Annotated in this window: 26 protein-coding genes; 13 read left to right on the top strand and 13 right to left on the bottom strand. The window is 71.3% G+C overall.

The window, feature by feature from the left end; translation table 11 throughout:
• Positions 1 to 53 precede the first annotated feature (53 nt).
• The 3 genes from AB0N68_RS07515 to AB0N68_RS07505 are packed head-to-tail and all read right to left on the bottom strand — an operon-like array spanning position 54 to position 3,937.
• Positions 54 to 2,039, bottom strand: coding sequence for a M13 family metallopeptidase (locus AB0N68_RS07515; RefSeq protein WP_259953892.1), 1,986 nt, complete (start codon positions 2,037 to 2,039; stop codon positions 54 to 56).
• A gap of 45 nt (positions 2,040 to 2,084) precedes the next feature.
• A complete protein-coding gene (locus AB0N68_RS07510; RefSeq protein ID WP_259953891.1) occupies positions 2,085 to 3,242 on the bottom strand; it encodes a sensor histidine kinase in 1,158 nt (385 codons plus the stop codon).
• Complete coding sequence (locus AB0N68_RS07505) at positions 3,242 to 3,937, bottom strand: response regulator transcription factor (RefSeq protein WP_259953889.1); 696 nt, start codon at positions 3,935 to 3,937, stop codon at positions 3,242 to 3,244. Before AB0N68_RS07505 ends, AB0N68_RS07510 begins: the two co-directional genes overlap by 1 nt.
• A 157-nt stretch (positions 3,938 to 4,094) precedes the next feature.
• Between AB0N68_RS07505 and AB0N68_RS07500 the strand changes: the two genes are divergently transcribed.
• Positions 4,095 to 4,544 (top strand): DM13 domain-containing protein, encoded by a 450-nt coding sequence (locus AB0N68_RS07500; protein WP_280569607.1) that lies wholly within the window; start codon positions 4,095 to 4,097, stop codon positions 4,542 to 4,544.
• A complete protein-coding gene (locus tag AB0N68_RS07495; protein ID WP_259953886.1) occupies positions 4,541 to 5,017 on the top strand; it encodes a DoxX family protein in 477 nt (158 codons plus the stop codon). The genes AB0N68_RS07500 and AB0N68_RS07495 overlap by 4 nt, the downstream gene beginning before the upstream one ends.
• 1 nt (position 5,018) lies before the next feature.
• Here the strand turns inward: AB0N68_RS07495 and AB0N68_RS07490 are convergent, their stop codons facing one another.
• Positions 5,019 to 5,564: a DnaJ family domain-containing protein gene (locus tag AB0N68_RS07490; protein WP_187662582.1), complete on the bottom strand. Its 546-nt coding sequence runs from the start codon at positions 5,562 to 5,564 to the stop codon at positions 5,019 to 5,021.
• Positions 5,565 to 5,658: 94 nt separating this feature from the next.
• Here AB0N68_RS07490 and AB0N68_RS07485 point away from each other — a divergent pair, with 94 nt between their 5' ends.
• Entirely contained in the window at positions 5,659 to 6,981 is a 1,323-nt protein-coding gene (locus AB0N68_RS07485) for an MATE family efflux transporter (RefSeq protein ID WP_259953875.1), read from the top strand.
• A 119-nt stretch (positions 6,982 to 7,100) separates the two neighbouring features.
• Positions 7,101 to 7,418: a hypothetical protein gene (locus AB0N68_RS07480; protein ID WP_187662584.1), complete on the top strand. Its 318-nt coding sequence runs from the start codon at positions 7,101 to 7,103 to the stop codon at positions 7,416 to 7,418.
• 22 nt (positions 7,419 to 7,440) lie between these two features.
• Here the strand turns inward: AB0N68_RS07480 and AB0N68_RS07475 are convergent, their stop codons facing one another.
• A complete protein-coding gene (locus AB0N68_RS07475) occupies positions 7,441 to 8,106 on the bottom strand; it encodes a TrmH family RNA methyltransferase (RefSeq protein ID WP_259953873.1) in 666 nt (221 codons plus the stop codon).
• 105 nt (positions 8,107 to 8,211) lie between these two features.
• Between AB0N68_RS07475 and AB0N68_RS07470 the strand changes: the two genes are divergently transcribed.
• The 6 genes from AB0N68_RS07470 to AB0N68_RS07445 all read left to right on the top strand — a co-directional run bounded on the left by AB0N68_RS07470 (position 8,212) and on the right by AB0N68_RS07445 (position 12,129).
• Complete coding sequence (locus AB0N68_RS07470) at positions 8,212 to 9,495, top strand: Nramp family divalent metal transporter (protein ID WP_363332427.1); 1,284 nt, start codon at positions 8,212 to 8,214, stop codon at positions 9,493 to 9,495.
• A 20-nt stretch (positions 9,496 to 9,515) separates the two neighbouring features.
• Entirely contained in the window at positions 9,516 to 9,815 is a 300-nt protein-coding gene (locus AB0N68_RS07465; protein ID WP_136052938.1) for a hypothetical protein, read from the top strand.
• Positions 9,816 to 9,859: 44 nt separating this feature from the next.
• Positions 9,860 to 10,492, top strand: a complete 633-nt coding sequence (locus AB0N68_RS07460) for a metal-dependent transcriptional regulator (protein WP_259953869.1) — start codon at positions 9,860 to 9,862, stop codon at positions 10,490 to 10,492.
• Between the two features lie 95 nt (positions 10,493 to 10,587).
• Positions 10,588 to 11,397, top strand: a complete 810-nt coding sequence (locus tag AB0N68_RS07455) for an HAD-IIA family hydrolase (RefSeq protein ID WP_025104898.1) — start codon at positions 10,588 to 10,590, stop codon at positions 11,395 to 11,397.
• A gap of 1 nt (position 11,398) precedes the next feature.
• Complete coding sequence (locus AB0N68_RS07450; RefSeq protein ID WP_259953866.1) at positions 11,399 to 11,968, top strand: YdeI/OmpD-associated family protein; 570 nt, start codon at positions 11,399 to 11,401, stop codon at positions 11,966 to 11,968.
• On the top strand, positions 11,965 to 12,129 hold the full coding sequence (locus AB0N68_RS07445) for a hypothetical protein (protein ID WP_259953864.1): 165 nt from the start codon (positions 11,965 to 11,967) through the stop codon (positions 12,127 to 12,129). Before AB0N68_RS07450 ends, AB0N68_RS07445 begins: the two co-directional genes overlap by 4 nt.
• Before the next feature lie 21 nt (positions 12,130 to 12,150).
• Here the strand turns inward: AB0N68_RS07445 and AB0N68_RS07440 are convergent, their stop codons facing one another.
• The 8 genes from AB0N68_RS07440 to AB0N68_RS07405 form a co-directional block, all read right to left on the bottom strand.
• A complete protein-coding gene (locus AB0N68_RS07440; RefSeq protein ID WP_187662589.1) occupies positions 12,151 to 13,782 on the bottom strand; it encodes an ABC transporter ATP-binding protein in 1,632 nt (543 codons plus the stop codon).
• Positions 13,779 to 14,861, bottom strand: coding sequence for a serine hydrolase domain-containing protein (locus tag AB0N68_RS07435; protein ID WP_259953861.1), 1,083 nt, complete (start codon positions 14,859 to 14,861; stop codon positions 13,779 to 13,781). The genes AB0N68_RS07440 and AB0N68_RS07435 overlap by 4 nt, the downstream gene beginning before the upstream one ends.
• Complete coding sequence (locus tag AB0N68_RS07430) at positions 14,858 to 15,985, bottom strand: enolase C-terminal domain-like protein (RefSeq protein WP_313366522.1); 1,128 nt, start codon at positions 15,983 to 15,985, stop codon at positions 14,858 to 14,860. The genes AB0N68_RS07435 and AB0N68_RS07430 overlap by 4 nt, the downstream gene beginning before the upstream one ends.
• Positions 15,982 to 17,172 carry an anhydro-N-acetylmuramic acid kinase gene (locus tag AB0N68_RS07425; protein ID WP_259953857.1) on the bottom strand — a complete coding sequence of 397 codons (1,191 nt, stop codon included), beginning with the start codon at positions 17,170 to 17,172 and terminating at the stop codon, positions 15,982 to 15,984. Before AB0N68_RS07425 ends, AB0N68_RS07430 begins: the two co-directional genes overlap by 4 nt.
• On the bottom strand, positions 17,172 to 18,077 hold the full coding sequence (gene murQ / locus AB0N68_RS07420; protein ID WP_292794722.1) for an N-acetylmuramic acid 6-phosphate etherase: 906 nt from the start codon (positions 18,075 to 18,077) through the stop codon (positions 17,172 to 17,174). The genes AB0N68_RS07425 and murQ overlap by 1 nt, the downstream gene beginning before the upstream one ends.
• Positions 18,074 to 18,961 carry an ABC transporter permease gene (locus AB0N68_RS07415; RefSeq protein ID WP_187662593.1) on the bottom strand — a complete coding sequence of 296 codons (888 nt, stop codon included), beginning with the start codon at positions 18,959 to 18,961 and terminating at the stop codon, positions 18,074 to 18,076. Before AB0N68_RS07415 ends, murQ begins: the two co-directional genes overlap by 4 nt.
• Complete coding sequence (locus AB0N68_RS07410; protein WP_187662594.1) at positions 18,958 to 19,929, bottom strand: ABC transporter permease; 972 nt, start codon at positions 19,927 to 19,929, stop codon at positions 18,958 to 18,960. The genes AB0N68_RS07415 and AB0N68_RS07410 overlap by 4 nt, the downstream gene beginning before the upstream one ends.
• A gap of 67 nt (positions 19,930 to 19,996) precedes the next feature.
• On the bottom strand, positions 19,997 to 21,547 hold the full coding sequence (locus AB0N68_RS07405; protein ID WP_363332422.1) for an ABC transporter substrate-binding protein: 1,551 nt from the start codon (positions 21,545 to 21,547) through the stop codon (positions 19,997 to 19,999).
• Positions 21,548 to 21,711: 164 nt separating this feature from the next.
• Here AB0N68_RS07405 and AB0N68_RS07400 point away from each other — a divergent pair, with 164 nt between their 5' ends.
• The 3 genes from AB0N68_RS07400 to AB0N68_RS07390 all read left to right on the top strand — a co-directional run bounded on the left by AB0N68_RS07400 (position 21,712) and on the right by AB0N68_RS07390 (position 24,249).
• Positions 21,712 to 22,614 (top strand): MurR/RpiR family transcriptional regulator, encoded by a 903-nt coding sequence (locus AB0N68_RS07400; RefSeq protein ID WP_085605640.1) that lies wholly within the window; start codon positions 21,712 to 21,714, stop codon positions 22,612 to 22,614.
• A gap of 1 nt (position 22,615) precedes the next feature.
• Positions 22,616 to 23,758, top strand: a complete 1,143-nt coding sequence (locus tag AB0N68_RS07395; protein WP_259953850.1) for an MFS transporter — start codon at positions 22,616 to 22,618, stop codon at positions 23,756 to 23,758.
• A gap of 122 nt (positions 23,759 to 23,880) precedes the next feature.
• Positions 23,881 to 24,249 (top strand): hypothetical protein, encoded by a 369-nt coding sequence (locus AB0N68_RS07390; protein ID WP_280564549.1) that lies wholly within the window; start codon positions 23,881 to 23,883, stop codon positions 24,247 to 24,249.
• Positions 24,250 to 24,254: the final 5 nt, after the last annotated feature.

The following is a 24,254-nucleotide window of genomic DNA, read 5'->3' as shown; positions in this document are numbered from 1 at the left end:
AGGGCTATCGTAACCCCACCGCCGGGGCGCGTCTCACAGAGTGCGGAGGTTCGTCACCAGATGGTCACCCGGGAAGACTCCGGAAGCCATAGGGCGTCCTTCTCGGTGACCCCGAAGGCCTCGTAGAACGCGTCGATGTTGCGGACGATCTGGTTGCACCGGAACTCGTTGGGCGAGTGCGGGTCGATGGTCAGCAGACGCAGCGTCTCGGCGTCCCGGCTCTTCTGCTGCCAGACCTGCGCCCACGACAGGAGCAGCCGCTGCACACCGGTGTAGCCGTCGATGACCGGGCCTTCGACGGGCTCAGGGACCGCGGGATCGGCGCGCAGGGACAGCTCATACGCCTTCAGCGCGATGCCGAGCCCGCCCAGATCGCCGATGTTCTCGCCGATGGTGAGGGCGCCGTTCACGTGATGCTCGGCGTCCAGCCCCTCCGGCACGAGGGCGTCGTACTGGGCGATGAGCTCTTTCGTGCGCTCCTCGAAGGCGGCGCGGTCGGCATCGGTCCACCAGTCCTGCAGGCGCCCCTCGCCGTCGTACCGGCTGCCCTGGTCGTCGAAGCCATGGCCGATCTCATGCCCGATGACCGCGCCGATCCCGCCGTAGTTCGCCGCCGCGTCGCGCCCCGCGTCGAAGAAGGGGTACTGGAGGATGGCCGCGGGGAACACGATCTCGTTCATCGAGGGGTTGTAGTAGGCGTTCACCATCTGCGGCGGCATGTGCCACTCGGTGCGGTCGATCGGCTTCCCGACCTTGTCGATGTTGCGGTCGTGCTCGAAGATCGCCGCGCGGCGCACGTTGCCGAGGAGGTCGGCCGGGTCGATCACGAGGGCCGAGTAGTCCCGCCACACCTCCGGGTGCCCGATCTTCGGCGTGAAGGCGTCCAGCTTCGCGAGCGCACGCTGCCGGGTCTCGGCGGTCATCCACTCCAGCGTCTCGATGCTCTGCCGGTACGCCTCGACGAGGTTCGCGACGAGCTCGTCCATGGCTGCCTTCGCCGTCGGCGGGTAGTGCCGCTCGACGTAGACCTTGCCGATCGCCTCGCCGAGCGCCCCCTCGGTGACCGACACGCCCCGCTTCCAGCGCTCGCGGATCGTGGGGACGCCGGTGAGCTGGGTGCCGTAGAACGAGAAGTTCTCCTGCACGAGGTCGTCGGTGAGGTAGGGCGCCGCCGCGTGCACGACCTTCGCACGCAGCCAGGCCTTCCAGTCGTCCAGACGCTCGGGAGTGAGCAGGCCGCCCAGCCCTTCGAAGAAGCTCGGCTGCGCGACGACGACCTCGTCGAACGCCCGCGGGTTCGTCGGCGTCACGGCCTCGCGCCACGGGGTGAGGTCGACGCCGGCGAGGGCCTGGAGCTCGTCCCACGTCTTGAGGTTGTAGGTCGCCACCGCGTCACGGCTGCGCACGTTGTCCCAGTGGTGCCCGGCGAGCTCGGTCTCCAGGGCGATGGAGCGCTCGGCCTGCGCGGCGGCATCGGCGACACCGGCGAGAGCGAGCAGGCGCTCGAGGTGCTCCCGGTACGCCGCGCGGGTCTCTGCGAAGGTGTCGAGACGGAAGTAGCTCTCGTCCGGCAGCGAGAGTCCGGCCTGCACGAGCACCGGGAGGTAGCGCTCCGGGTTCCCGGGGTCGCCGTCGACGTAGAGGCCGATCACCGCCGCCCGGCCCTCCCGGTCGTAGGTCCCCACGGTGCGCAGGAAGGCCGGGATGCCGTCGATCGCGTCGATCTCGGCGAACGTCTCGGCCAGCGGGGTCACACCGGCGGCGGCGATGCGATCGGTGTCCATGAAGCTCGCGAAGAGGTCGCCGATCTTGCGGGCGAGAGTCCCCTCCTCCGCCTCCTGCGACTCCTCGACGATCGCGCGCACATCCTTCTCGGCCTGCTCGGCCAGCAGATGGAAGGAGCCCCAGCGCGCCTTGTCTCCGGGGATCTCGGTGCGAGCGATCCAGGCGCCGTTCACGTGACGGTAGAGATCGTCCTGCGGGCGGATGTCGGGGCTGAGGTCGTCGAGCGCGAGGCCCGCGGGAAGCACATCGGTCATGCGCTCCAGCCTATGGCCGGGGTCCCCCACGGTGTCCAGACGGCGTCACGGATGCCCAGGGGCCCCCACGGGGAGCGAGACGTTCATGCGGAACCCGGCGGCGGTGCGCTCGGCGAAGACGTCACCGCCGTGCGCACGCGCGAGGCCTCTGGCGATGGACAGCCCGAGCCCGGCACCCGACGCGACCCCGTCCTCGTCGCCGGCCGTCGCTCGCGCCGTGTCCTCGCGCCAGCCGACGTCGAACATCCGATCCAGGTCCTCCACCGCCACACCGGCCCCTTGATCCAGCACCCCCAGGACGAGTCGGTCCCGGTCGACCATCGTCGCGGACAGCACGATCTCCGTGCCCGGAGGGGCGTGCCGGACGGCGTTCGTGAGCAGGTTCACCACGATCCTGCCGAGCTGATGCGGATCGGCCCAGAGCACCGGACCGGCGATCCCGCGCTCGACGATGCGGAGGTCGCGCTTCGCCGCGGCGGCCGCGACGTCGGCCACCGCATCGGAGACGACATCCCACAGGACCACCTGCTCGGTCTGCAGTTGCACCGCGCCGGACGTGAGGCGGGACAGCTCGAAGAGATCGTCGACCATCCGGCTCATCGTCTCCACCTGTCCCCGCACCTGACCGGCGAACCGCTCCGGAGCGACCGCAACGCCGTCCTCCACCGCCTCGGCGAGCACACGGACCGCGGTGAGCGGGGTGCGCAGGTCGTGCGAGATCCAGGCGAAGAAGCGCCGACGGGCGGAGTCCAGCCGCACCAGCTCGGCCCTCGCCGCATCCACCTCGGCCGAGACCACAGCGAGCTGTGTCGAGAGGCCCGCGAGCTCGCGGGAGGCCGCCGCGTCCGCCACCGCGTCGTCCGTCCGACCGATCCTGCCCAGCGACACCGAGAAACCCTCGACCCAGGCGCGCACCGTCCGCGCCATGCACCACGCCATGCCCAGACCGAGCACGAGCGAGACCGCGATCACGGTGAGGAGGATCGTCAGGTCGTGGGCGGAGAGGTACATCTCGAGTGCGATCGCCACCACGGCCCCCGCCATCGCGACCGTGCCCGCACTCGCCACGACCATCAGCTGTGCGCGGAGTCCGCGACGCCGAAGGGCTCGCAGGAGAAGTACGGCGATGAGGGCGACGACGATCGCCACCAGCAGGCTCGTGACGACGATCTGCAGGACGACCGCACCGGAGGGCATCGTCATCAGCCGTCCCCTCTCGCCACGAAACGGTAGCCGACGCCCCATTCGGTGAGCAGATGGCGCGGGTCCTGCGGATCCTCCTCGACCTTCTCCCGCAGGCGCCTGACGTGGACCGTCACCGTCGACAGATCGCCGACGGTCCATCCCCAGACCTCGCGGAGGATCTCGTCGCGCCCCAGCGCACGGTCGTCATTGCGCACGAGGAAGACCAGCAGTTCGTACTCCCTGCTCGTCAGGGCGATCTCGTCTCCGCGCACCCACGCGCGCCGCCGGAGCAGATCGATCGCGAAGGCGCCGGCCCTGAGCTCCCCGGACGCGGCCTGCGCGGCGTGCGAGCGGCGGACGAGGGCCGCGATCCGCAGGGACAGCTCCCGCATCGAGAACGGCTTGGCCAGGTAGTCGTCGACACCGAACGCGAAGCCGTCGATACGGTCCTCCACCTCGCCGAGGGCGGTGAGCATCATGATCGGGACATCGGACGCGGCGCGCAGCTCACGACAGAGCTCATCGCCGCTGATGCCCGGCAGCATGCGGTCGACGATCACGACATCGGGCACGGTCTCCCGCAGCGCCGTTCGTGCCGAGACGCCGTCGCCGAAGCTCGAGACCGCATAGCCGTGCGTACGCAGATACTCCCCCACGGCCTCGCGCACCGTGGGGTCGTCCTCCACGACCGCGACTGTGACGACGCCTTCCATGCGGTCGAGGGTAGCTCCCGCGGCCACGGCGGTCGGCGGATCCTTACAGTTCCGAAATGTCTTCCCCGTCCTGCTCCGGTGCTTCCTAGCGTGCTGTGCAGCACGTCCGTCCGGCATTCGCCGGGCGGGCTCTTCCCGCACCGGACAGGAGATCCTCATGCGCAAGACCCTTCTCGCCACGACCGCCGCCCTCGGGCTCGCCCTCGCCCTCGCCGCCTGCAGTCCCCAGGACTCCGGCGCTTCCTCCGCGCCGTCGTCCTCCTCCTCCCAGAGCACCACCAAGAGCTCGGCGAGCACGGACACCGCCGCCAGGACCGGGGAGTTCGCCGGCCTGAACGGCAAGAAGGTGGCCGGCACCGTCTCGGTCTCCGACGCCGAGGTCATGCTGTCGGAGTTCTCCTCGGACGAGGGACCCGATCTGCACGTGTACCTCGCGGACGGCACCGATGAAGCCGCGATCGCCGCCGGCATGCTCGTCGACGCGGTCTCGTACGACACCGCCACGCAGACCTTCACCCTGGACGGCGTCGACGCGGAGGACTACTCGCACGTCGTCATCTACTGCGACAAGGCGAAGGCCGTCTTCGGGGCAGCCGAGCTGTCATGACCGCGCCACGATCCGCTCGCCTCCCGATCGGCTCGCTGCTGGGGGCGGCCGCCCGGGTCGCGGTCGGGGTCCTGTGGCTCATCGAGGGTGTCCTCAAGTACCGGGCGGGCTTCGGGGCCGCTGACATCGAGCTCGTGGCGCAGAGCGCGCAGGGGAACACGAGGGTGCCGGCGTTCTTCGATCCGCTCGGCGCGGCGATGGCCTCGGCGTCTCCGTTCTTCGGGGCGGTGATCCCGGCGCTGGAGGTCGGTCTCGGCATCCTCCTCGTCGCGGGTGCGCTCACCCGAACGGTCGCCTTCATCTCGGCCGGGACCCTGGCGCTCTACTGGAGCGCGGATCAGTTGATCGCGCAGTACCCGGTGATGCTGGTGCTGTCCGCGACGGTGCTGCTGATCGTCACCGCCGGACGATTCGGGGTGGACGGCTGGATGCAGGCGCGGCGGGCGCGTCCGGTGGAGGGAACGGAGGGCTGAGTCATCCCCGGCGCCGACGACCGAAACGTCGGCGCCGGGATGGCGCCTCGGGAGGGGCTGCACGCGTCGCCCGGCGCTCCGCCCATGCGACGACCTCGGCGTCGACATCGCGCAGCGGTGTCACGACGGGTGGCCCGCCCTGCAGCTGCCTGCGCGCCTCGCGCACGCGGCGGTTGAAGTCCTCGAGCACCTCACGGACGTCGGATTCCCTGCCGAGGAGGTCGAGCTGGCCGTCGAGCTCCCGGTCCTCGGTGCGCAGCAGGATCGCGGGAGGGCCGAGCCCGGTCAGCCCCTCCGTCTCGATCTTCCGACGGATCCACCAGTCCGGGTCGTGGTGGTCTCCGAGCCCTTCGAGCGGCTTCCCGGCGCCCGGCAGGTCGTCGAAGTCGCCGCGACGGATGGCGACCTGGATGGCGGACTCGACGAAGGCGGCTCGATCGACCGCCGCCGCGGACGGGGCACCGGTCTCGCCGTCGTCCTCAGCACCACCACCACCCTGCTGCCGTCGGGCCCGATAACGCGCGGCCGCCTCCCGGGGATCCGTCATGATGCGCCTCCGTCCGCTCGGAGCTCCTCCTTCACCCTACGTCCGCTCGAGGCCGGAGGTCTCGGGGGTCGACGACAGGTCATAGGCTCGGAGGATGGCCGCCCGCACCTCCCTGAACCGCGAGATCCTGCGCCTGGCCGTCCCCGCGCTCGGCGCCCTCATCGCGGAGCCGGCCTTCCTCATCGTCGACGCCGCCCTCGTCGGCCACCTCGGCACCGTCCCCCTCGCCGGACTCGGCATCGCCGGAGCCGTGCTGCAGACGATCGTCGGCCTCATGGTGTTCCTCGCGTACTCCACCACCCCCGCGGTCGCGCGTCGGTTCGGGGCCGGGCGTCCGGGAGAGGCGGTCTCAGTCGGGATCAACGGCATGTGGCTCGCGCTCGGCCTGGGTGCCGTGCTCGCCGTCGTCGGCGCTGTCTCCTCCCCCTGGCTCGTCTCCCTGTTCGGGGCGAGCCCCGAGGTCGCGGCCCAGGCGAACGAGTACCTCGTGATCTCGATGTGGGGTCTCCCCGCGATGCTCATCGTGTTCGCGGCCACCGGTCTCCTGCGTGGGATGCAGGACACCATGACGCCGCTGTGGATCGCGGGACTCGGCTTCGCGGCGAACGCCCTGCTGAACTGGCTCTTCATCTACGGACTCGGCTGGGGCATCGCCGGCTCCGCGGCGGGCACCGTGACGGCGCAGTGGGGGATGGTCGCGGCGTACGCGCTCGTGGTCCGGCGTCTCGCGACCCGGCACAGCGCCTCGTTGCGTGCCCAGCGCGACGGTCTGCGCCACACCGCGACGTCGGGCGGCTGGCTGTTCCTCCGCACCGTGAGCCTGCGCGTCGCCCTGCTCGCGACCGTCGCCGTGGCGACGGGGATCGGCACCGAGGAGCTCGCCGGCTGGCAGATCGTGTTCACCATCTTCTCGGCGGCGGCGTTCGCGCTCGACGCGCTCGCGATCGCCGCGCAGGCGCTGATCGGCAAGGAGCTGGGCGCCGGGGACGAGGAGCAGGTGCGCCGCGTGCTGGCGCGGACGGTCGCATGGGGGGCCTGGTTCGGGGTCGTGGTCGGCGCCGTCATCGCCGCCCTCTCCGGGGTGCTCGGCATCGTCTTCACCGGCGACCGGGCCGTGGCGGAGGTGGTGCAGCCGGCCCTGCTCGTGCTCGCGGTGGCGCAGCCGATCGCGGGCGTGGTGTTCGTGCTCGACGGCGTGCTCATGGGGGCCGACGACGCCCGGTACCTGGCGATCGCGGGCGGTCTGAACCTCGTGCCGTTCCTGCCCGCTTTGGGCATCATCGCCGCGACGGGGATCGACGGCACCGCCGGCCTCGTGTGGCTGGCCGTCGCGTTCTTCGGGGTGTACCTGCTCGCACGGCTGGCGACGCTGGGGTGGCGAGTGCGCTCCGGGCGATGGCTCGCCGCGTCCGCATAAGTCCTCCACAACCGACGGAGAGGACGACTTATCCCCCGCCGCCGGGCAGAGCGGAATACAGCACCCCGCACCCCTCGCGCTTCCGACGAACATGGAGCGACACTGAAGGGATGCTGGGGATGAACGACGCACAGGTATGGACGACGATCGGAGTCCTTGCCACGGGCATGTACGCCACGATCACTCTCATGGCGACCATGTTCGTGAGGATCATCAAGACGGAGATCGGCACGGTTCGCACCGAGATCGGCGGGATCAAGGGCGAGATCGTCGGGATCAAGGGTGAGATCGGCGGGATCAAGGGCGAGATCGTCGGCGTGAAATCCGAGATCGGGGATCTCCGGAAGGAGGTGCACGGCCTGAGCCGGCGCATGGACGGCCTCGACCGCGACGTCAGCGCGATCTCGCGACACCTGTTCGGTATCGATCCGGCCTGACGGAGCCGACCGGCCGCGCTGGTCACGCCGCGTGGCGACGGCACCACTCGTACATGATGACGGCGGCGGCGGCACTCGCGTTGATCGAGCGGGTCGAGCCGTACTGCGTGATCTCGATGTGACCCGAGGCGGCCGCCAATGCCTCCGGGGACAACCCGGGCCCCTCCTGACCGAAGAGGAGGACGCAGGAGCGCGGCAGGTCGGCACGATCGACCGGCACGGCCCCGTCGACGTTGTCGATCGCGATGACGGGCAGCCCTTCCGCCGCGGCCCAGGCGGCGAACGCGGCGATGTCCTCGTGGTGCACGACATGCTGATAGCGGTCGGTCACCATGGCGCCCCGCTTGTTCCAGCGACGGCGACCGATGATGTGCACCGTGTCGGCGAGGAACGCGTTGGCGCTGCGCACGATGGAACCGATGTTCATGTCGTGCTGCCAGTTCTCGATCGCGACGTGGAACGGATGACGCCGCGTGTCGAGGTCGGCGACGATCGCCTCCATGCGCCAGTAGCGGTAGCGGTCGATCACGTTCCGCGTGTCGCCCTCCGCGAGGAGTTCCGGATCGTACTGGTCTCCCCGCGGCCAGGCCGACGGTCCTCCCGGCCAGGATCCGACGCCGTATCCGGGCTGCGCCGGAGACCCACCGGGGGCGGTCGGGTCCGAGCTCTCGGGGCGCTGCGCATCCATCCCGCCAGGCTATCGCCGTGTCGGCCGTCTCCCCGTCGGCGAAGAGGTCACCAGAATCATCTCGCAGATATTTAGGCACACCGAAAAATACGCTACGGTTTCGGTGTGGCTAAAAGTTCCGACGCCTCGCTGACCCCCGCTCGCACCGCTTCGCCGCGCCTGCTGTGGCTGCTGGGACCGGCGCTCGTGGCGGGTGTCGCCTACCTCGACCCCGGCAACGTCGCCAGCAATATGACCGCGGGGGCGCAGTACGGCTACCTGCTCGTGTGGGTGGTCGTCGCCGGCAATGTGATGGCCTGGCTGATCCAGTACCTGTCCGCGAAGCTCGGCGTCGTCACCGGCCAGAGCCTTCCGGAGGTGCTGGGCCAGCGGCTGCGCCGCCCCTGGGCCCGCCGTGCCTACTGGCTGCAGGCCGAGCTGGTCGCGATGGCGACGGACCTCGCCGAGGTCATCGGCGGCGCCGTCGCCCTGAACCTGCTGTTCGGCGTCCCCCTGCTATGGGGCGGCCTCATCACCGGCGCGGTGTCGATGGTCCTGCTCGCCGTGCAGAGCCGTCGCGGCGCCCGGCCCTTCGAGTTCGTGATCATCGGCCTCATGTTCGTGATCACGATCGGCTTCATGGCCGGTCTCTTCCTCGCGCCGCCGGATCCGGCCGGCGTGGTGAGCGGCCTCGTGCCGCGCTTCGAGGACACGGGGTCCGTGCTCCTCGCCGCCTCGATCCTCGGCGCGACGATCATGCCGCACGCGATCTACGCGCACTCCTCCCTGGCCCGCGACCGGTTCGGTGCGACGAGCGCCGAGACGACCGAGGAGGCCGCCCGGGTCGAGACCTCGCGGATCCGCCGCCTCCTCACGGCGACACGCTGGGATGTGACGATCGCCATGGTCATCGCGGGCTCCGTGAACCTCGGCATCCTCCTGCTCGCGGCGGCGAACCTCGCGGGGGTCGCGGGGACCGACTCGCTGGAGGGTGCGCACGCCGCCCTCGCCGCAGGCCTCGGCCCGGTCGTGGCGACCTTCTTCGCCGTGGGGCTACTCGCCTCGGGTCTCGCCTCGACCTCCGTCGGCGCATACGCGGGCGCCGAGATCATGCACGGCCTGCTGCACGTGCGCATCCCCCTGCTGGCGCGCCGCCTGGTGACGCTCATCCCCGCGCTGGTGATCCTCGGCATCGGGGTGGATCCGACGCTCGCCCTCGTCCTCAGCCAGGTCGTGCTGTCGTTCGGCATCCCGTTCGCGCTCATCCCTCTCGTCACCCTCACCGCGCAGCGCCGGACACTGGGCGCGTGGGTCAACCGGGTGTGGACGACGGTCGCCGGCGTCGTGGCCTCGGTGCTCCTCATCGCCCTGAACGGCGCCCTGCTCTGGCTGGTGCTGACGGGGGCATGACGGCGGATAGGCTCGACACCATGTCTGCCGCCTCCGCCCGTCGCACCGTCCGCCTCCTCACCTGGAGCGGCTTCGCGACCGGCGTCATCGGCGGTCTGCTCATCGCGTTCCCGAAGGTCATCGGCCCCGCCAGCCCCTGGGTCCAGCTCGCCCTCGGGGTCGCGACCCTGGTCTTCGCCTTCCGTGCCCGCAAGGTGGGCATCGCCGAGGTGGAGGGCTTCGACGGGCGCCTGTCGCTCGCCGCCGCCCTCCTGGGGTTCCTCGTCCTGTTCTTCGCGGGGCAGGCGGCCGTGATCCTGCTCGGCTCCGCAAGCGCCTGACCCAGGCCGCGAGGCAGCCCGACCCGAACGCGTAAGGTTGACGGGTGGCATCCCCGGCAGCTGACGACTACCTGAAGACCGTCTACGCACACACCGAGTGGCAGGATGCGCCGATCACCCCCTCGGTCCTGGCCGCCAAGCTCGGCATCGCGCCGTCGTCGGTCACGGAGATGGTGAAGAAGCTCGCCGCGGCGGGGCTCGTGTCGCACGTGCCGTACGGAGCGGTCCGGCTGACGGAGGCCGGGACCACCCGCGCCCTCGCGATGGTCCGCCGCCACCGCCTCATCGAGACCTGGCTCGTGCAGGAGTTCGGGTACGGGTGGGACGAGGTGCACGACGAGGCCGAGGTGCTGGAGCACACCATCAGCGACCGGCTGCTCGAGGGCATCGACGAGCGCCTGGGGCGGCCGCGCTTCGACCCGCACGGAGACGCCATCCCGGACGCGGAGGGCCGCATCGAACGGGTGCCCTTCGTCCTGCTCGCCGATGCCCCGGAAGGACACACCGGCCGCGTGCTCCGCGTCGACGACCGCGACCCGGAGCTCCTGCGGACCCTGGAGGCCCAGGGCCTCACCGTCGGCACGACCGTGACGGTGACGCCGTTCGGCATCGCCCTCGACGGCACCGAGCCGCCGTTGCCCGCCGCCGCCCGCGACGTGGTGTGGTTGTCGGCCTGACCTCCGCTTCGAATCGCGCGCTTTGCGCCAAATCGGCCGGGGATGGGGCCAATCAGGCGATTCGAAAGGAAAGGTGGGGCCTCTAGGCTGAGCACATGGCACACCGTGACGACATCGAATGCTGGCTCACCGACATGGACGGCGTGCTCGTCCATGAGAACGACGCCATCCCCGGGGCCTCCGAACTCCTCGCCGGATGGGAGCGCAACGAGATCCCCTACCTCGTGCTCACGAACAACTCGATCTTCACCGCCCGCGACCTCTCCGCCCGCCTGCGCGCGAGCGGCCTGATCGTGCCGGAGGAGCGCATCTGGACCTCGGCGCTCGCGACCGCCGACTTCCTCGCGCAGCAGCTCCCCGGCGGCTCCGCGTTCGTCATCGGCGAGGCCGGCATCCTCACCGCGCTGCACGAGGCCGGCTTCATCATGACCGAGACGAACCCCGACTTCGTCGTCGTCGGCGAGACCCGCAACTACTCCTTCGAGGCCATCACGAAGGCCATCCGCCACATCATCAACGGCTCGCGCTTCATCGTGACCAACCCGGACGCCACCGGCCCGAGCGCCGACGGGGTGCTGCCGGCCACGGGAGCGATCGCCGCCCTCATCACCAAGGCCACCGGCAAGGAGCCCTACGTCGTCGGCAAGCCCAACCCGATGATGTTCCGCTCGGCCCTCAACAAGATCGGCGCGCACTCGAAGAAGACCGGCATGATCGGCGACCGGATGGACACGGACATCGTCGCCGGCATCGAGGCGGGTCTGCACACGGTGCTCGTGCTCACGGGCATCAGCGATCAGCGGATCATCGAGCAGTACCCCTTCCGGCCGGATGAGATCGTCGACTCGGTCGCCGACCTGCTGCCGACCATCACCGACTCGATCCCCACCCTCGACGAGGACTGACGTGGGCGCCCTCGACGACGGCGAGCGGGTCACGGCGGCGGACGCCGCGGCCTGGCGCGCCTGGCTCGAGGCGAACCACGAACGCACGGCCGGGGTGTGGCTGCTGAGCGTCCGCGGGCGATCCGCCACCGGCGTCGGCTACGAGGACGCGGTCCGGCAGGCCCTCTGCTTCGGGTGGATCGACGGCCCGGTGCGCACGTTCGACGACGAGACCGGCGGCCAGTGGTTCTCCCCTCGACGGCCGGGGAGCGGCTGGGCGGCGACGAACAAGGCGCGCATCGCGGAGCTGGAGGCCGCGGGGCTGCTCGCCCCTGCCGGAATCCGCGCGCTGGAGACGGCGAAGGCGAACGGCTCGTGGACCGTGCTCGACGGCCCGGAGTCCGGCATCGAGCCCCCGGAGCTCACCGCCGCCCTCGACGCGGTGCCGGCGGCGAGGGCCACCTGGGATGCGTTCCCGAAGTCGGTGAAGAAGTTCGGCCTCACGCACATCGCGATGGCCAAGCGCGCGGAGACCAAGGCCGCCCGCATCGCGAAGATCGTGGCGGATGCCGCGGAGGGGAAGCGCCCATGAACCAGAGCGACCTGCTGTTCCTCGTCCTGATCCTCATCACGCTCACGTCGCTGGTCGTGTTCGTGGTGCAGTTCGTGCGCTCCCGCCGCCGCGGCGGCGAGGACGACGGCCGCGCCGGCTGGTGGGAAGGCCCCTGGGACGACGACGACCGCCGGCGCTGAGCCGACGGCCGCATCGAGGTCTCAGGAGGCGAGCGACGCCCCGGGGATCGCCGCGAGCAGCTCCCGGGTGTACGGATGCTGCGGCGTGTCGAAGATGCTCTCCGGGGTGCCGCTCTCGACCACGATGCCGCGCTGCATGACGTGCACCTCGTCGGAGATCATGCGCACGACGGCGAGGTCGTGGCTGATGAAGAGGTAGCTGAGCCCGAGGCGCTTCTGCAGGTCGGCGAGGAGGTCGAGGATCTGCGCCTGCACCAGCACGTCGAGCGCGGAGACCGCCTCGTCCAGCACGACGAGCTCGGGCTCCAGGGCCAGGGCGCGGGCGATCGCGACACGCTGCCGCTGTCCGCCGGAGAGCTCGTGCGGCAGCCGCTCGGCCATGGCCGCGGGCAGGGCGACCTGCTCCAGGAGCTCCAGGACGCGGGCGTGCCGGGAGGCCGCGGTGCCGATCCGGTGCACCCGCAGCGGCTCGGCGATCGACTGCTCCACGGTGTACCGCGGGTCGAGCGAGGCGTAGGGGTTCTGGAAGACGGGCTGGACGCGGCGGCGCAGCGCGAAGAGCGCCTTGCGGCGGAGGGTCGTCAGGTCGGTGCCGTCGAAGAGGATGGACCCGGAGGTCGCGTCCTCCAGCCCCAGCACCATGTTCGCCGTGGTGGACTTGCCGGAGCCCGACTCGCCCACGATGGAGACGGTCGTGCCGCGGCGGATCGAGAAGCTCACGCCGTCGACCGCCGTGAAGGTCTGCGGCTCCCCGGCCTTCGCGTTCCGGAGCGGGAACTCCTTGCGCAGGTCGCGGATCTCGACGAAGGGCACGGCGTCGGCGGCGATCTCGCGTGAGGGCAGGGCGTCGCGGCGGGACGCCAGGCTCGGCGCGGCCGCGAGCAGCTGCCGGGTGTACTCGTGCTGCGGGTTCCCCAGGACCTGCGCCGAGGTCCCCTCCTCGACGACACGGCCGCGGAACATCACGACTATCCGGTCGGCGCGCTCGGCGGCGAGAGCGAGATCGTGGGTGATGAGGAACACCGCGGTGCCCAGCTCGTCGGTCAGCTGATCGAGCTGGTCGAGGATCCGCCGCTGCACGGTGACGTCGAGCGCCGAGGTGGGCTCGTCGGCGATGAGCAGCCGCGGTTTGCAGGCGAGTCCCATCGCGATGAGCACGCGCTGCCGCATGCCGCCGGAGAACTCGTGGGGATACTGGGTCGCCCGGCGGGCGGCATCGGGGATCCCGACCATCTCCAGAAGCTCGACCACGCGGGCCTTCGTCGCGTCGCCGCTGGTATGCCCGTGGACTTCGAGCGCCTCCCCGATCTGCTCGCCGACGCGCATGAGGGGATTGAGGTTCGACATCGGGTCCTGCGGCACGAGGCCGATGCCGGCCCCGCGGAGGGACACCATCGCGTTCTCGGGGAGGTCGGTGAGCTCGCGGCCGTCGAATCGGATGCTGCCCGCGGTGATGACGCCGTTCTCGGGCAGCAGACGGTTGACCGCAGCCGCCGTGGTGGATTTCCCGGAGCCGGACTCGCCGACCACGGCGACCGTCTCCCCGGCGGCGATGTCGATCGAGATGTCGCTGATGGCGGTGACCAGCTCGGAGCCGGTCCGGAAGGCGACCGCGAGGCCGTCGATGCTCAGCACGGGCGGAGTGGTGCTCATGGGGTACTCGTTCCTTCGGGGTCCAGGAGTGCGGGCAGCGCTGCGCGCCAGAGGGTCTCGGTGGGGGCGACCTCGCTCGCGAACAGCCGGTTCGCGAGCAGGACGACGGCGGCTCCGGTGGCGGGGACCACGCCCAGGGCGCAGCCGGTGTATCCGGGGTGCCAGAGCATCCGGACCGGTCGTCCGCCGGCGGTGACGGTGTCACTGCGCCAGCCGAGCGCCTGACCGGGGTCGGGGCCGTCGCGGAACAGCTCGGCCACGAGTGCCGGGTCCCAGAGGTCCGGGTGCGCGTCGGCATCGGCGAGCGCGACGCCGAGAGTGAGCAGGTCGTCGACCGTGCCGAAGAGGCCGGCGTGCCCGGAGACGCCGCGCAGGGCGTGGAAGCAGTTGCCGTCGTTGACGACACCGGTGATCTCCCCCTCACGCCAGGGGAAGTGCCGACGAGAGGTGAGGATCGGGTAGGGCGTGCCGGTGGCGACCATGCGTCGCTCAGCGGCATCCCCGTCGCCCGCGGATGACGCGACCGGACCGGAGACGGGCCCGTAGCCCGTGCGTGTGAGGCCGAGGGGCTCGGTCACGAGCTCGCGCACGGCCGCGTCGAGGGAGAGGCCGGTCGCGGCGGCGACGATGCGGCCGAGGATCAGGAAGCCCAGGTCGGAGTAGTGCCGCCCTTCATCCACGCCGTAGCGGAGCGGGAGGGCATCTGCGGCGGCCGCGCCATCGGCGTGCGCGCCGTCGAGGTACAGCGGCTGCCATTCCCACAGTCCCGCCCGATGCAGCAGCAGATGGCGCACGGTGGTCCCTGGTGCGCAGGCGGTGCCGGGGACGAAGCGGTCGACCGGATCGTCGAGTCGGAGGTCGCCCCGGGAGGCCAGCCGGAGGATGGCGGTGGTGGTCCCGGCGACCTTGGTGACCGAGGCGAGGTCGAACGCGGTGTCCGTCGTGACCGGCGTCCCCGCGAGGTCGGCGAAACCGCCGGCGGCCGTGTCCCGGCTCGTGCGGGTGGCGACACCGGCGACGGCTCCCCGCGGCGCGGTCGGCCCGGCGAGGACGGCGACGATCGCCTCGGCAGCGCTCATACGAGAACCCCTGTCCGGGAGCGGTCGAGCAGCACCTCGGCATCGGGGGCGATCCCGGTGATCCCCAGTCCTGCGGCCGGGGCGAGGGTGAGCCAATCCGCGTCGGCGGTGAGCCCTCCGGTCACCGGGGAGCGGCGCAGCCACGATGCCGCGTCGAGGTCGTGCACGACGTCCGGAGCGACGGCGGCGGCGAGATGCGCCGCGGCGGCCACACCCACGTGCGACTCCATCATGCAGCCCACGACGACGCCGAGGCCGGCGGAACGGGCGGCCTGCACGCAGGCGAGCGCCTCGCTGAGCCCGCCGGTCTTGGCGAGCTTGACGTTCACGAGCCCGGCAGCCCCGCGCGCGGCGATGTCGCGGACATCCTGCGCGGTGCGGACGGACTCGTCCGCCATGATCGGGGTGTCGACGGCCGCGGTCACCACCGCCAGCGCGTCGAGGTCGCGCGCGGCGACGGGCTGCTCGACGAGCTCGAGACCCACGCCGGCGTCCTCCGCCGCCCGGATGACGCGGATCGCGGTCCCGGCGTCCCACGCCTGGTTCGCGTCCACGCGCAGGGCGATGTCGGGGCCGACGGCGGCACGGACTGCCTGGAGCCCCGCGACCGTGTCGTGGTCCTGGGACGCCTTGATCTTGAGGCAGCGGAATCCCGCCGCCGCATGTTCGACGGCGGTCGCGGCCAGCGCGGCCGGCTCCGCCACCGACAGCGTCATGTCGGTGCGGATGCGCGCGGGCGCGTCTCCGTCCGTGGCGAGCGTCTGTGCGAGCGGCTCGTCTCGGTGCTGCGCGGTGAGGTCGGCGAGCGCGCACGCCACCGCGCTGCGTGCGGCGGCGTTGCCCCAGGCGGCCGCGGCGAGGGCGTCCGGCAGCCCGGGATCGTCGACCGAGCGCCTGAGCGCGGCGTCGGCGAGGGGACCGGCGACCACAGCCGCCACGCTCTCGGGGCTCTCCCCGGTGACGCGCCAGCTCGTCGCGGCCTCCCCGTATCCGCGGCGGCCGTCGGCGTCGGTCACCTCCACGAGCACGACGTCGAGGTGGGCCGTGCGACGGACGGCCGTGACGAAGGGGCGGGCCAGCGGCGAAGGCACCCGCAGCACGCGTATCCGTTCGACGACGGTCACGATCCCGCCGCCTCCGTGAGGGTGAGGGAGTCGATGGCCGCCACCGGCTCGGGCATCTGCAGCGGACCGGCGCCGGGCGTGATCGTGCCGAGGATGCGCGGCTCGCGCGCCCCCGTCCCGCCGGGGACGATCGCGGGGACGCCGTGCAGGGTCGACCAGCCGATGAGCGCGAGGAGGATGGCCTCCTTGCTGTCGGCGGGGGCGCCGAGCTCGTCGGCCAGCACGACCTCGGTCTGCGGCAGCGCGGTCCGCAGCCCCTCCAGGAGCAGCGGGTTGCGGCAGCCGCCGCCGGACACCGCGAGGAACCCGATCCCGGCGGCCTCGACGTCGCGGGCGACCGTGCGGACCGTGAGCTCGGTGAGCGTGCGCACGACGTCGGGGACCGCGATCTCGCGTCCCTGCGCCGCGAGGTGCTCCTGTACGTAGGTGAGGTGGAAGTGCTCCTTACCGGTGCTCTTCGGCGGGGTGAGGGCGTAGTAGGGGTCCGCGAGCATGGCGTCCAGCAGCGCCTCGTCGACCCGTCCGGTCCGGGCGATCGCCGCATCGTCGTCATAGCCGAGCGGGTTGAGATCGTGCGCGACGATGACCGCGTCGACCAGCGCGTTCGCGGGGCCGATGTCGTAGGCGACGAGGCCGTCCGGGCGGACGACGGTCATGTTCGAGATGCCGCCGAGGTTCAGCGCCGCCGAGACGCCGGCGCGGCCGCGGAGCAGCAGCTCGTCGAGGAACGACACGAGCGGAGCGCCGTGGCCGCCGGCGGTGATGTCACGGATGCGGATGTCGGAGACGACCGGCACACCGGTCTTCTCCGCGATCCAGGCGGGCTGCCCGATCTGCAGCGTCCCCAGCGCGTGCGCGCCGTCGACCCAGTGGTACACGGTCTGACCGTGCGAGCACACCGCGTCGACGCCGCCGACCTCTGCCGCGATGTCGGCCGCCACGTCGGCGAACGCCTGCCCGATGAGGGTGTCGAGCTCGGCCACCTCGGCCAGGGTGGTCTGCGCCGGGGGCAGCGCGGCGATGAGGCGTGCCCGCAGCTCGGGATCGTAGGGGATGCTCGTGGAGGCGAGCACCGTGCCCCGGAGGTCGACGCCGTGCGCCGTGAAGCCCCCGTTGGTGGCGAAGTCGACGACGGCGGCGTCGATCCCGTCGTGCGAAGTGCCGGAGATCAGTCCCAGGACGCGCATCAGTTCTCCTCCAGAGCGGTGCGCAGACGGCCGCCTGCTGCCGCGAGTCGGTCGGTGGCCGCGGCGAGGTCCTCCCCGCGGCGGATCATGATCGAGGCGAGCTTCACATCCCACCCGGAGCTCTCCAGCGCGGCGGCCGCCGTGTCGCAATCGACAGCGGCGATCGTCCGCACCATGCGGATCGCCCGCTCGCGGAGCTTGTGGTTCGTGGCCTTCACGTCGACCATCAGGTTGCCGTAGGCCTTGCCGTTCCGGACCATCGCGATGGTCGAGAACATGTTCAGCACGAGCTTCTGCGCCGTGCCGGACTTCAGTCGCGTGGAGCCGGAGAGCACCTCGGGGCCGACCTCGACCTCGATGCCGTGCTCCGCGGTCGCGCTCAGCACGGTGCCGGTATTGCACGACAGACCGATGCTGAGTGCCCCGCGCTCACGCGCCCGCCGGACGGCCGCGACGACATAGGGCGTGCGACCGCTGGACGCGATGCCGATCACGGTGTCGAGCGGGCCGATGCCGGCCTCGTCGATCGCGGCGGCGCCGGCGTCGTCGTCGTCCTCCGCGCCCTCGACGGGGTTCACGATCGCGCCGGGACCGCCCGCCATGATCGCGAACACGAGCTCCGGCGGCGTGCTGAACGTGGGCGGGCATTCGGAGGCGTCGAGCACCCCGATGCGCCCGGGGGTGCCGGCGCCCACGTACACCAGGCGCCCGCCCTGCGCCATGCGCGCGGCCGTCTGCTCGATCGCCGGGACGATCTGCGGGAGAGCGCGCTGCACGGCCGCGGGCACGGTGGCGTCGGCCTCGTTCATGGTCTGCGCGAGCTCGGCCACGCTCATCTGGTCGAGGCGGGCGTACCGGGGATCGCTCGCCTCGGTGGCGAGGGCGCCGAGGTCTTCCGCGATCATCGCTTGCCCCGGTTCCGCGGATCGAGGCTGTCGCGCAGCCCGTCGCCCAGCAGGTTCAGGCCGACGACGAGGAGCACGACGATCACGCCGGGGGCGATCATGGTCCACGGGGCGATGGTCACGAGGGTGCGCGCCTCGAAGATCATGGAGCCGAGCGACGGCGCGGGCGGCGGAGTCCCGAGTCCGAGGAAGCTCAGCGACGCCTCCGTCAGCACCGCCCACGAGAGCGACAGCGTGACCTGCACGATGATGATCGAGGTGATGTTCGGCAGCACGTGGCGGAACATGGTCGCCATCCGCGCCTGACCGGTGCTCTTGGCCGCCTTGACGTACTCCACCTCGCGCAGCGACAGCACCGGGCCGCGAGTGACGCGGATGAAGATCGGCACGTAGACGATGGCGATGGCCACGGCGATCGTGAACCAGTTGCGGTCGAACACCGACGCGAGCGACAGGGCGAGCAGCAGCGGCGGGAACGCGAACAGCACATTGGTGACCGCGGTGATCGCCCCGTCGGAGAAGCCGCGGTAGAAGCCGGCGATGAGTCCGCAGACCGTGCCGACCACGGTCGCGAACGCCACGGCGACCACGGAGATGAGGGCCGAGTTGGCGACGCCGGCAGCCACCCGGGAGAACACGTCGCGGCCGAACTGGTCGGTCCCGAACCAGTGCACCGCGGACGGCGGCTGCAGCCGGGACGGCGGGTCCTGCGCGAGCGGGTCGAACGGCAGCAGGCCGAACGCCGAGACGAGGCTCAGCACTGCGAGCAGCACGACGATGATGAGGCCGGCGAGACCGCTGCGGCTGCGCAGCAGGAGACGCACGCGCTCCATCGTGCGCCCGCCGCCGGGAGCGAGGGCCGGGGTCTGAGAGATGTCGGTCATGCGGCACGCACCCGGGGATCGATGACCCGGTAGAGCAGGTCGGTGAGCAGGTTGACGATGACGAAGGCGAGCGCGATCACCAGGACGGTGCTCTGCACGAGCGCGTACTCCTTCTGCTGGATGCCGAGCAGCACCTGGCGCCCGATGCCGGGGAGCGAGAAGATCTGCTCCACCACGACCGCCCCGCCCAGCAGGTAGCCGAACTGCAGACCGGTCATCGTGACGATCGGGACCAGGGCGTTGCCGAGCACGTGACGCACCTGCAGCCGACGCGGGGGCACGCCCTTCGCCCTGGCGGTGCGGATGAAGTCGTTGGCGCGGATCTCCAGGACCGCGGTGCGGGTGGTGCGCATGATGGGCGCGGCGATGCCGAAGCCGAGCACGATCGACGGCAGGAGCATCTGCTGGAGGTTCAGGGCCGGATCGTCGAAGAGCCGCGCGTAGCCCTGGCCGTTCGGGTTGAAGCCGAGCGACTGCGCGAGGATCGCGAGCAGCGCCGTGCCGAGCAGGAACGCGGGGATGGAGAGGCCGGCGAGACCGACGACCTGGCCGACGCCGTCACGCAGCGAGTCGGGCTTCGAGGCGGACAGCATGCCGAGCGGGATGCCGATGGCGAGCGCGATGACGATCGAGAAGATCGCGAGCTCGAAGGTGACCGGCAGCGCGGCGGCGGTGAGCTCGAGCACGCTGGTCTGGGCCCGGGAGGAGAAGCCGAGGTTGCCGGTGAAGATGTTGCCGAGCCAGGAGAAGAACTGCACGATGAGCGGCTGGTCGAGCCCGTAGTACGCCTCGAGCGCGGCGCGCTGCGCCGGGGTGAGGGCCGCCGCCTCGGTGCCGAGGCCGGAGCTGATCTGGTCGCCGGGGATGGCGCGCAGCATCAGGAAGACGAAGACGGCGACGCCGAAGAGGGTGCCGAGGGCTGCGAGGATGCGTCGCAGCACGCTGTTGCGGAGGAGCTGTCTGAACATGCGCGTGGGTGGGGTGCCTGTCGTCGGGGAGGCGAGGGGGCGCGCGTGTCCGCGCCCCCTCGTTCCACTACTGGATGGAGGTGGTCCGCAGGTACTGCAGCGAACCGTTCGCCATCGGGGTGAAGCCGTCGACGGTCGAGGCCGTCGCGGTGTAGGTGTAGCTGGTGAACAGCCAGATCCAGGCGGCGTTGTCCTCGAGGTTCTCGGAGACCTGCGCGTAGATGCCCTTGCGCTTCTCCGGGTCGGCTGTCTCGCGTCCCTCGGCGAACAGGGCGTCGAGCTCAGGCGAGGAGTACCCTGCGACCTGGTTCAGGTTGCCGGTGCTGGTGAAGTAACGACCGTACATGCCGTCCGGGTCCGGGCGTCCGCCGTTGAGGGCGACCGCGGCGTCGAAGTCGGCCGCGATCCAGCGGTCCACGAACGCGCCGGACTCCAGCACCTCCAGGTCGAGCGTGATGTTCGCATCGGCGAGCTGCGCCTTGAGGTTCTGCGCCTCGTTGACGGAGGTGGCGTACTCGCCCTGCGACACGATCGTCTTGACGGTGACGCCGTCCTCCTTGCCGGCCTTCTTCAGGTACTCGGCCGCCTTGTCGAGGTCGCGCTCCGGGCACGGGCGCGCGTCGGGGTCGGACTTGAAGGCGGGAGAGGTGATCGGACCGGTGACCTCGCCCTCCCCGAGCGCGGCGGTGTCGAGCACCTCCTGGCGGTCGATCGCGCACTGCATCGCGAGGCGCACGTTCACGTCGGCGAGGTCGCCGCGCTGTGCGTTCAGCTGCAGGGCGTGGTAGCTGAGCTGCGGGGTGGTGGCGACCTCGACGTTCGCACCCTCGGCCGTCTGCGCGACGAGCGGGTCGTCGAACACCGCCAGCTGCACGTTGCCGGACTGCATCGCCGACACGATGGACGACTCGTCGGGGATCACGCGGAACTCGACGGTGTCGAGCAGCGCGGTGTCGCCCCAGTAGTCGTCGTTCTTGGCCAGGGTGAGCGACTGGCTCGCCTTCCTGTCCTCCAGCACGAACGGGCCGGTGCCGTTCGGAGTGGTGTTGAGCGCCTCCTCGGTGTCGTCCGACGAGAGCATCGCCATGTTGATCACGGCGAGGTTCGCCGGCAGCGCGGCGTCGGGGGCGCTGAGGGTGAGGGTGACGGTGCTCTCGTCGGTGGCCTCGACCGCGGCCACCGAGGCGAGCGAGCTCGCGGCCACCGCGGCGGTCGCCTCGTCGGCGATGGCGTCGAGCGAGTACTTCACGTCAGCGGAGTCGAACGCGCTGCCGTCCGCGAACGTGACGCCCTCGCGGAGGTGGAGGGTGACCGTCAGGCCGTCCTCGGAGACGTCCCACGACTCGGCGAGACCGGGGACGACGTTGAGCTCCTCGTCGAACTCGGTCAGCGTGCCGTACAGGTTCTGCAGGACGTTGACCGCCTGGAACTGGGTGGCCTTCCACGGGAAGAGCGTGTCGGGATCGCTCGTGACGCCGATGACGAGGTCGCCGCCGGCGGCGCCCGATCCACCGTCGGACGGGTTGGATGCGGGCGCGGAACACCCGGTGATGACGAGCGCCGCGGCGAGGCCCGTGGCGGTGAGGGCGCCGAGGGACGCCCACCGTGCTGTGCTCATGCTGTTTCCTCCTGGCTGGGACCGCGTCGCCCTGGCTCGGATCAGGCGGTGCTGCCTGATACCCCGCGAACATCGTCGGTCTGGGTAAGTACCAAAAGTACACGAAAGTACCTACGCGTGTAACAGAAGTTCCTCTAGTGTTATGAACACCGATCGGAGACCCCATGCCCCACGATGCCGCCCGCGACGATGCCGGCACCCACCTCGTGCTCGTGCGGATGCGCGCCCTCCGCCCCGAACTCCGTCCGAGCGAACAGCGCATCGCCGACCTGTTCCTCGCCGACCCCGCCGGAACCGCCGGGCTCTCCGTCGCGGAGCTCGCGCACCGCTGCGACACCTCGACCACGTCCGTCGTGCGGTTCTGCAAACGACTCGGGTACGAGCATGTGCGCGAGTTGCGCAACCACGTGCTGCGGGAGGTCGAGCGCGAGACGTTCGACACCGCAGCACTCCCCGCCGTGTCCGGCGACATCGACCGCAACGACACCCTCGCCGATATCGTCGCGAAGGTGTCGCTCGCCGAGACGCTCTCGCTCGCCGACACCGCCAAGGTGCTCGACACCGACGCGCTCCGCGCCACGGTCGAGGCGATCACCTCCTCGACCCGGGTGGACATCTTCGGCGTGGGCGCGAGCTCCATCGTCGGGCTCGACCTCCAGCGCAAGCTCACCCGGATCGGGCGGACGGCGTTGGAGTGGTCTGACCCGCACGCCGCGTGGACCTCGGCCGCCACCCTCGGGCCGGGGAACGTCGCGATCGCCGTCTCGCACACGGGCGCCACGACCGACACCATCGAGTTCCTCCTGCTCGCCCGGCAGGCGGGCGCGACGACCATCGCCATCACCAACCACGCCGGCTCCCCGCTCGCCGGTCAGGCCGACATCGTGCTGACCACCGCGGCGCGCGAGACGGGCTTCCGCTCCGGGGCCCTGGGCAGCCGGATCGCCCAGCTCATGGTCGTCGACTGCATCTTCATCGGGGTCGCGCAGTCCAACTACGACCGCTCGATGGAGGCCCTCCGCGACACCTTCGCCGCCGTGCATCACGTGCGCGCGGGCGGTGCCTGAGATGAGCGCGAGCCGACTCCGCGTCGGGCTGTTCACGGCGTTCGGCGGCCTCGGCGTGACCGCGGCGTTCGTCCCTGCCGTCCTCCCCTCCGCGGAGCGCACGACGGACGCCGACCTGAGTGCCGCCGTGCCCGTCCTCTTCGCGGGACTCCTCGTGGGCGTGCTGCTGTCGGGTCCGCTCCTCGTGCGACGCGCGCCGCGGACGACGCTCGTGCTGGGCAGCAGCCTGCAGGCGGCCGCCATCGTCGGTGTCGCCCTCGCGACGGATCCGGGCGTCTTCATCGCCTCCGCCGCGCTCGCGGGGCTCGGGTTCGGTCTCGTCGAGGCCGCGGGCTCCGTGGCCGCCAAGGCCGCCAGCACCGAAAGCGCGACCGGGGTGCTGAGCGCCCTGATGGGCACGGTCGCCGTGTGCGCCGCCGTCACACCGCTCGTGGTGGCGCTCGGGGCCGGTTCCCGTCCGGCTCTGGCGCTGCTCGCGACCGTACCCCTGGCGACCGTCGCGGTGCTCGCCGGTGCCACCACTCTCGCCCGTTCGACCGAGCCCCCGGCGCGACGGGACGCCCGCTCCCTGCTCGTCCTCCTCCCCTTCGCGCTGGCTCTGCCGCTCTACGTCGGCGTGGAGACCGTGCTGTCCGGCTGGTCGGCCGTGATCCCGGAGCGGGTGCTCGCTATCGAGCCCGCCGCCGCCGCCCTCGGCACCTCCGCCTTCTGGGCGCTGATGGCCGTCGGCCGCTTCGGCGCCGCCGCGCTCCGGCGCGCGGCGGTTCCGCCGCTCGCGCTGCTGGCGACCGCGACGGGGGCTGCCGCCGTCCTCCTGGTGCTCGCCGGCGTGCTCCTCGGCGATGAGCCGGTCGCAGCGCTGATCATCCTCGCCGTCGTGGTGGTCCTGCTGGCCCCGAGCTACGGACTCATCCTCGGACTCGCGCTCGACCGTCTCGATCCGGTCCGCAGCGCCGCGGTCACCGGGGCGCTCGTGGCCTGCGGCGCGGTCGGCGGCACGTTCGTGCCCACGCTGGTCCTGCTGATCGGGCGCGACCCGGCATCGAGCGTCACGTTCCTCGTGTCCGCCGTGTTGTGCGCGATCATCCCCGTGCTGATGCTCGTGGCGTCGCACTCCGGGCGCGCCGTCCCGGCGTTGCGGTGACCGACTCTTCCTCCCCTATCGAGCCTGCACGCGACCTCTTCACAGATGCCGGAATTCCGACCGGCGCCCGCACGGCGACCACGTATCGTCGAAGCCACAGCCGCACCGAGGAAGGGAGCACCGTGTCCGCGGACACCCTCACGATCATCGTCAGCGCGATCGGCATCGTGCTCACCCTCGGCGCGAGCCTGTTCGCGGCAGGGGCGTGGATGATCCGTCGCATCGCCGAGCGTCTCGGCACCGTCGACCACCGGCTCTCCGCGCGCATCGACACCGTCGAAGAGAAGCTCGGCGCCCGCATCGACACCGTCGAAGAGAAGCTCGGCGCCCGCATCGACACCGTCGAGGAGAAGCTCGGCGCCCGCATCGACACCGTCGAGGAGAAGCTCGGCGCCCGCATCGATGCGGTGGCGGCGGACGTCACGGACCTGAAGATCGCCGTCGCCCGGCTCGAAGGGCCCCCGCGACGCCTGCTCGTGTCCGGAAGCTGAGCCTC

This window comes from Microbacterium meiriae (assembly GCF_040685015.1).
Lineage (GTDB): Bacteria > Actinomycetota > Actinomycetes > Actinomycetales > Microbacteriaceae > Microbacterium > Microbacterium meiriae.
This window is presented reverse-complemented; position numbering and strand designations above follow the sequence as displayed.

What these genes read in the sequence shown, in the direction of transcription:
- AB0N68_RS07490 (WP_187662582.1), bottom strand. Translation starts at nt 5,564, where the DNA reads ATGACGGATCCCCGGGAGGCGGCCGCGCGTTATCGGGCCCGACGGCAG.
- AB0N68_RS07400 (WP_085605640.1), top strand. Translation starts at nt 21,712, where the DNA reads ATGCCCCACGATGCCGCCCGCGACGATGCCGGCACCCACCTCGTGCTC.
- AB0N68_RS07415 (WP_187662593.1), bottom strand. Translation starts at nt 18,961, where the DNA reads ATGACCGACATCTCTCAGACCCCGGCCCTCGCTCCCGGCGGCGGGCGC.
- AB0N68_RS07510 (WP_259953891.1), bottom strand. Translation starts at nt 3,242, where the DNA reads ATGACGATGCCCTCCGGTGCGGTCGTCCTGCAGATCGTCGTCACGAGC.
- AB0N68_RS07475 (WP_259953873.1), bottom strand. Translation starts at nt 8,106, where the DNA reads ATGGATGCGCAGCGCCCCGAGAGCTCGGACCCGACCGCCCCCGGTGGG.
- murQ (WP_292794722.1), bottom strand. Translation starts at nt 18,077, where the DNA reads ATGATCGCGGAAGACCTCGGCGCCCTCGCCACCGAGGCGAGCGATCCC.
- AB0N68_RS07405 (WP_363332422.1), bottom strand. Translation starts at nt 21,547, where the DNA reads ATGAGCACAGCACGGTGGGCGTCCCTCGGCGCCCTCACCGCCACGGGC.
- AB0N68_RS07480 (WP_187662584.1), top strand. Translation starts at nt 7,101, where the DNA reads ATGAACGACGCACAGGTATGGACGACGATCGGAGTCCTTGCCACGGGC.
- AB0N68_RS07435 (WP_259953861.1), bottom strand. Translation starts at nt 14,861, where the DNA reads ATGAGCGCTGCCGAGGCGATCGTCGCCGTCCTCGCCGGGCCGACCGCG.
- AB0N68_RS07495 (WP_259953886.1), top strand. Translation starts at nt 4,541, where the DNA reads ATGACCGCGCCACGATCCGCTCGCCTCCCGATCGGCTCGCTGCTGGGG.
- AB0N68_RS07425 (WP_259953857.1), bottom strand. Translation starts at nt 17,172, where the DNA reads ATGCGCGTCCTGGGACTGATCTCCGGCACTTCGCACGACGGGATCGAC.
- AB0N68_RS07465 (WP_136052938.1), top strand. Translation starts at nt 9,516, where the DNA reads ATGTCTGCCGCCTCCGCCCGTCGCACCGTCCGCCTCCTCACCTGGAGC.
- AB0N68_RS07395 (WP_259953850.1), top strand. Translation starts at nt 22,616, where the DNA reads ATGAGCGCGAGCCGACTCCGCGTCGGGCTGTTCACGGCGTTCGGCGGC.
- AB0N68_RS07445 (WP_259953864.1), top strand. Translation starts at nt 11,965, where the DNA reads ATGAACCAGAGCGACCTGCTGTTCCTCGTCCTGATCCTCATCACGCTC.
- AB0N68_RS07410 (WP_187662594.1), bottom strand. Translation starts at nt 19,929, where the DNA reads ATGTTCAGACAGCTCCTCCGCAACAGCGTGCTGCGACGCATCCTCGCA.
- AB0N68_RS07505 (WP_259953889.1), bottom strand. Translation starts at nt 3,937, where the DNA reads ATGGAAGGCGTCGTCACAGTCGCGGTCGTGGAGGACGACCCCACGGTG.
- AB0N68_RS07455 (WP_025104898.1), top strand. Translation starts at nt 10,588, where the DNA reads ATGGCACACCGTGACGACATCGAATGCTGGCTCACCGACATGGACGGC.
- AB0N68_RS07485 (WP_259953875.1), top strand. Translation starts at nt 5,659, where the DNA reads ATGGCCGCCCGCACCTCCCTGAACCGCGAGATCCTGCGCCTGGCCGTC.
- AB0N68_RS07500 (WP_280569607.1), top strand. Translation starts at nt 4,095, where the DNA reads ATGCGCAAGACCCTTCTCGCCACGACCGCCGCCCTCGGGCTCGCCCTC.
- AB0N68_RS07440 (WP_187662589.1), bottom strand. Translation starts at nt 13,782, where the DNA reads ATGAGCACCACTCCGCCCGTGCTGAGCATCGACGGCCTCGCGGTCGCC.
- AB0N68_RS07515 (WP_259953892.1), bottom strand. Translation starts at nt 2,039, where the DNA reads ATGACCGATGTGCTTCCCGCGGGCCTCGCGCTCGACGACCTCAGCCCC.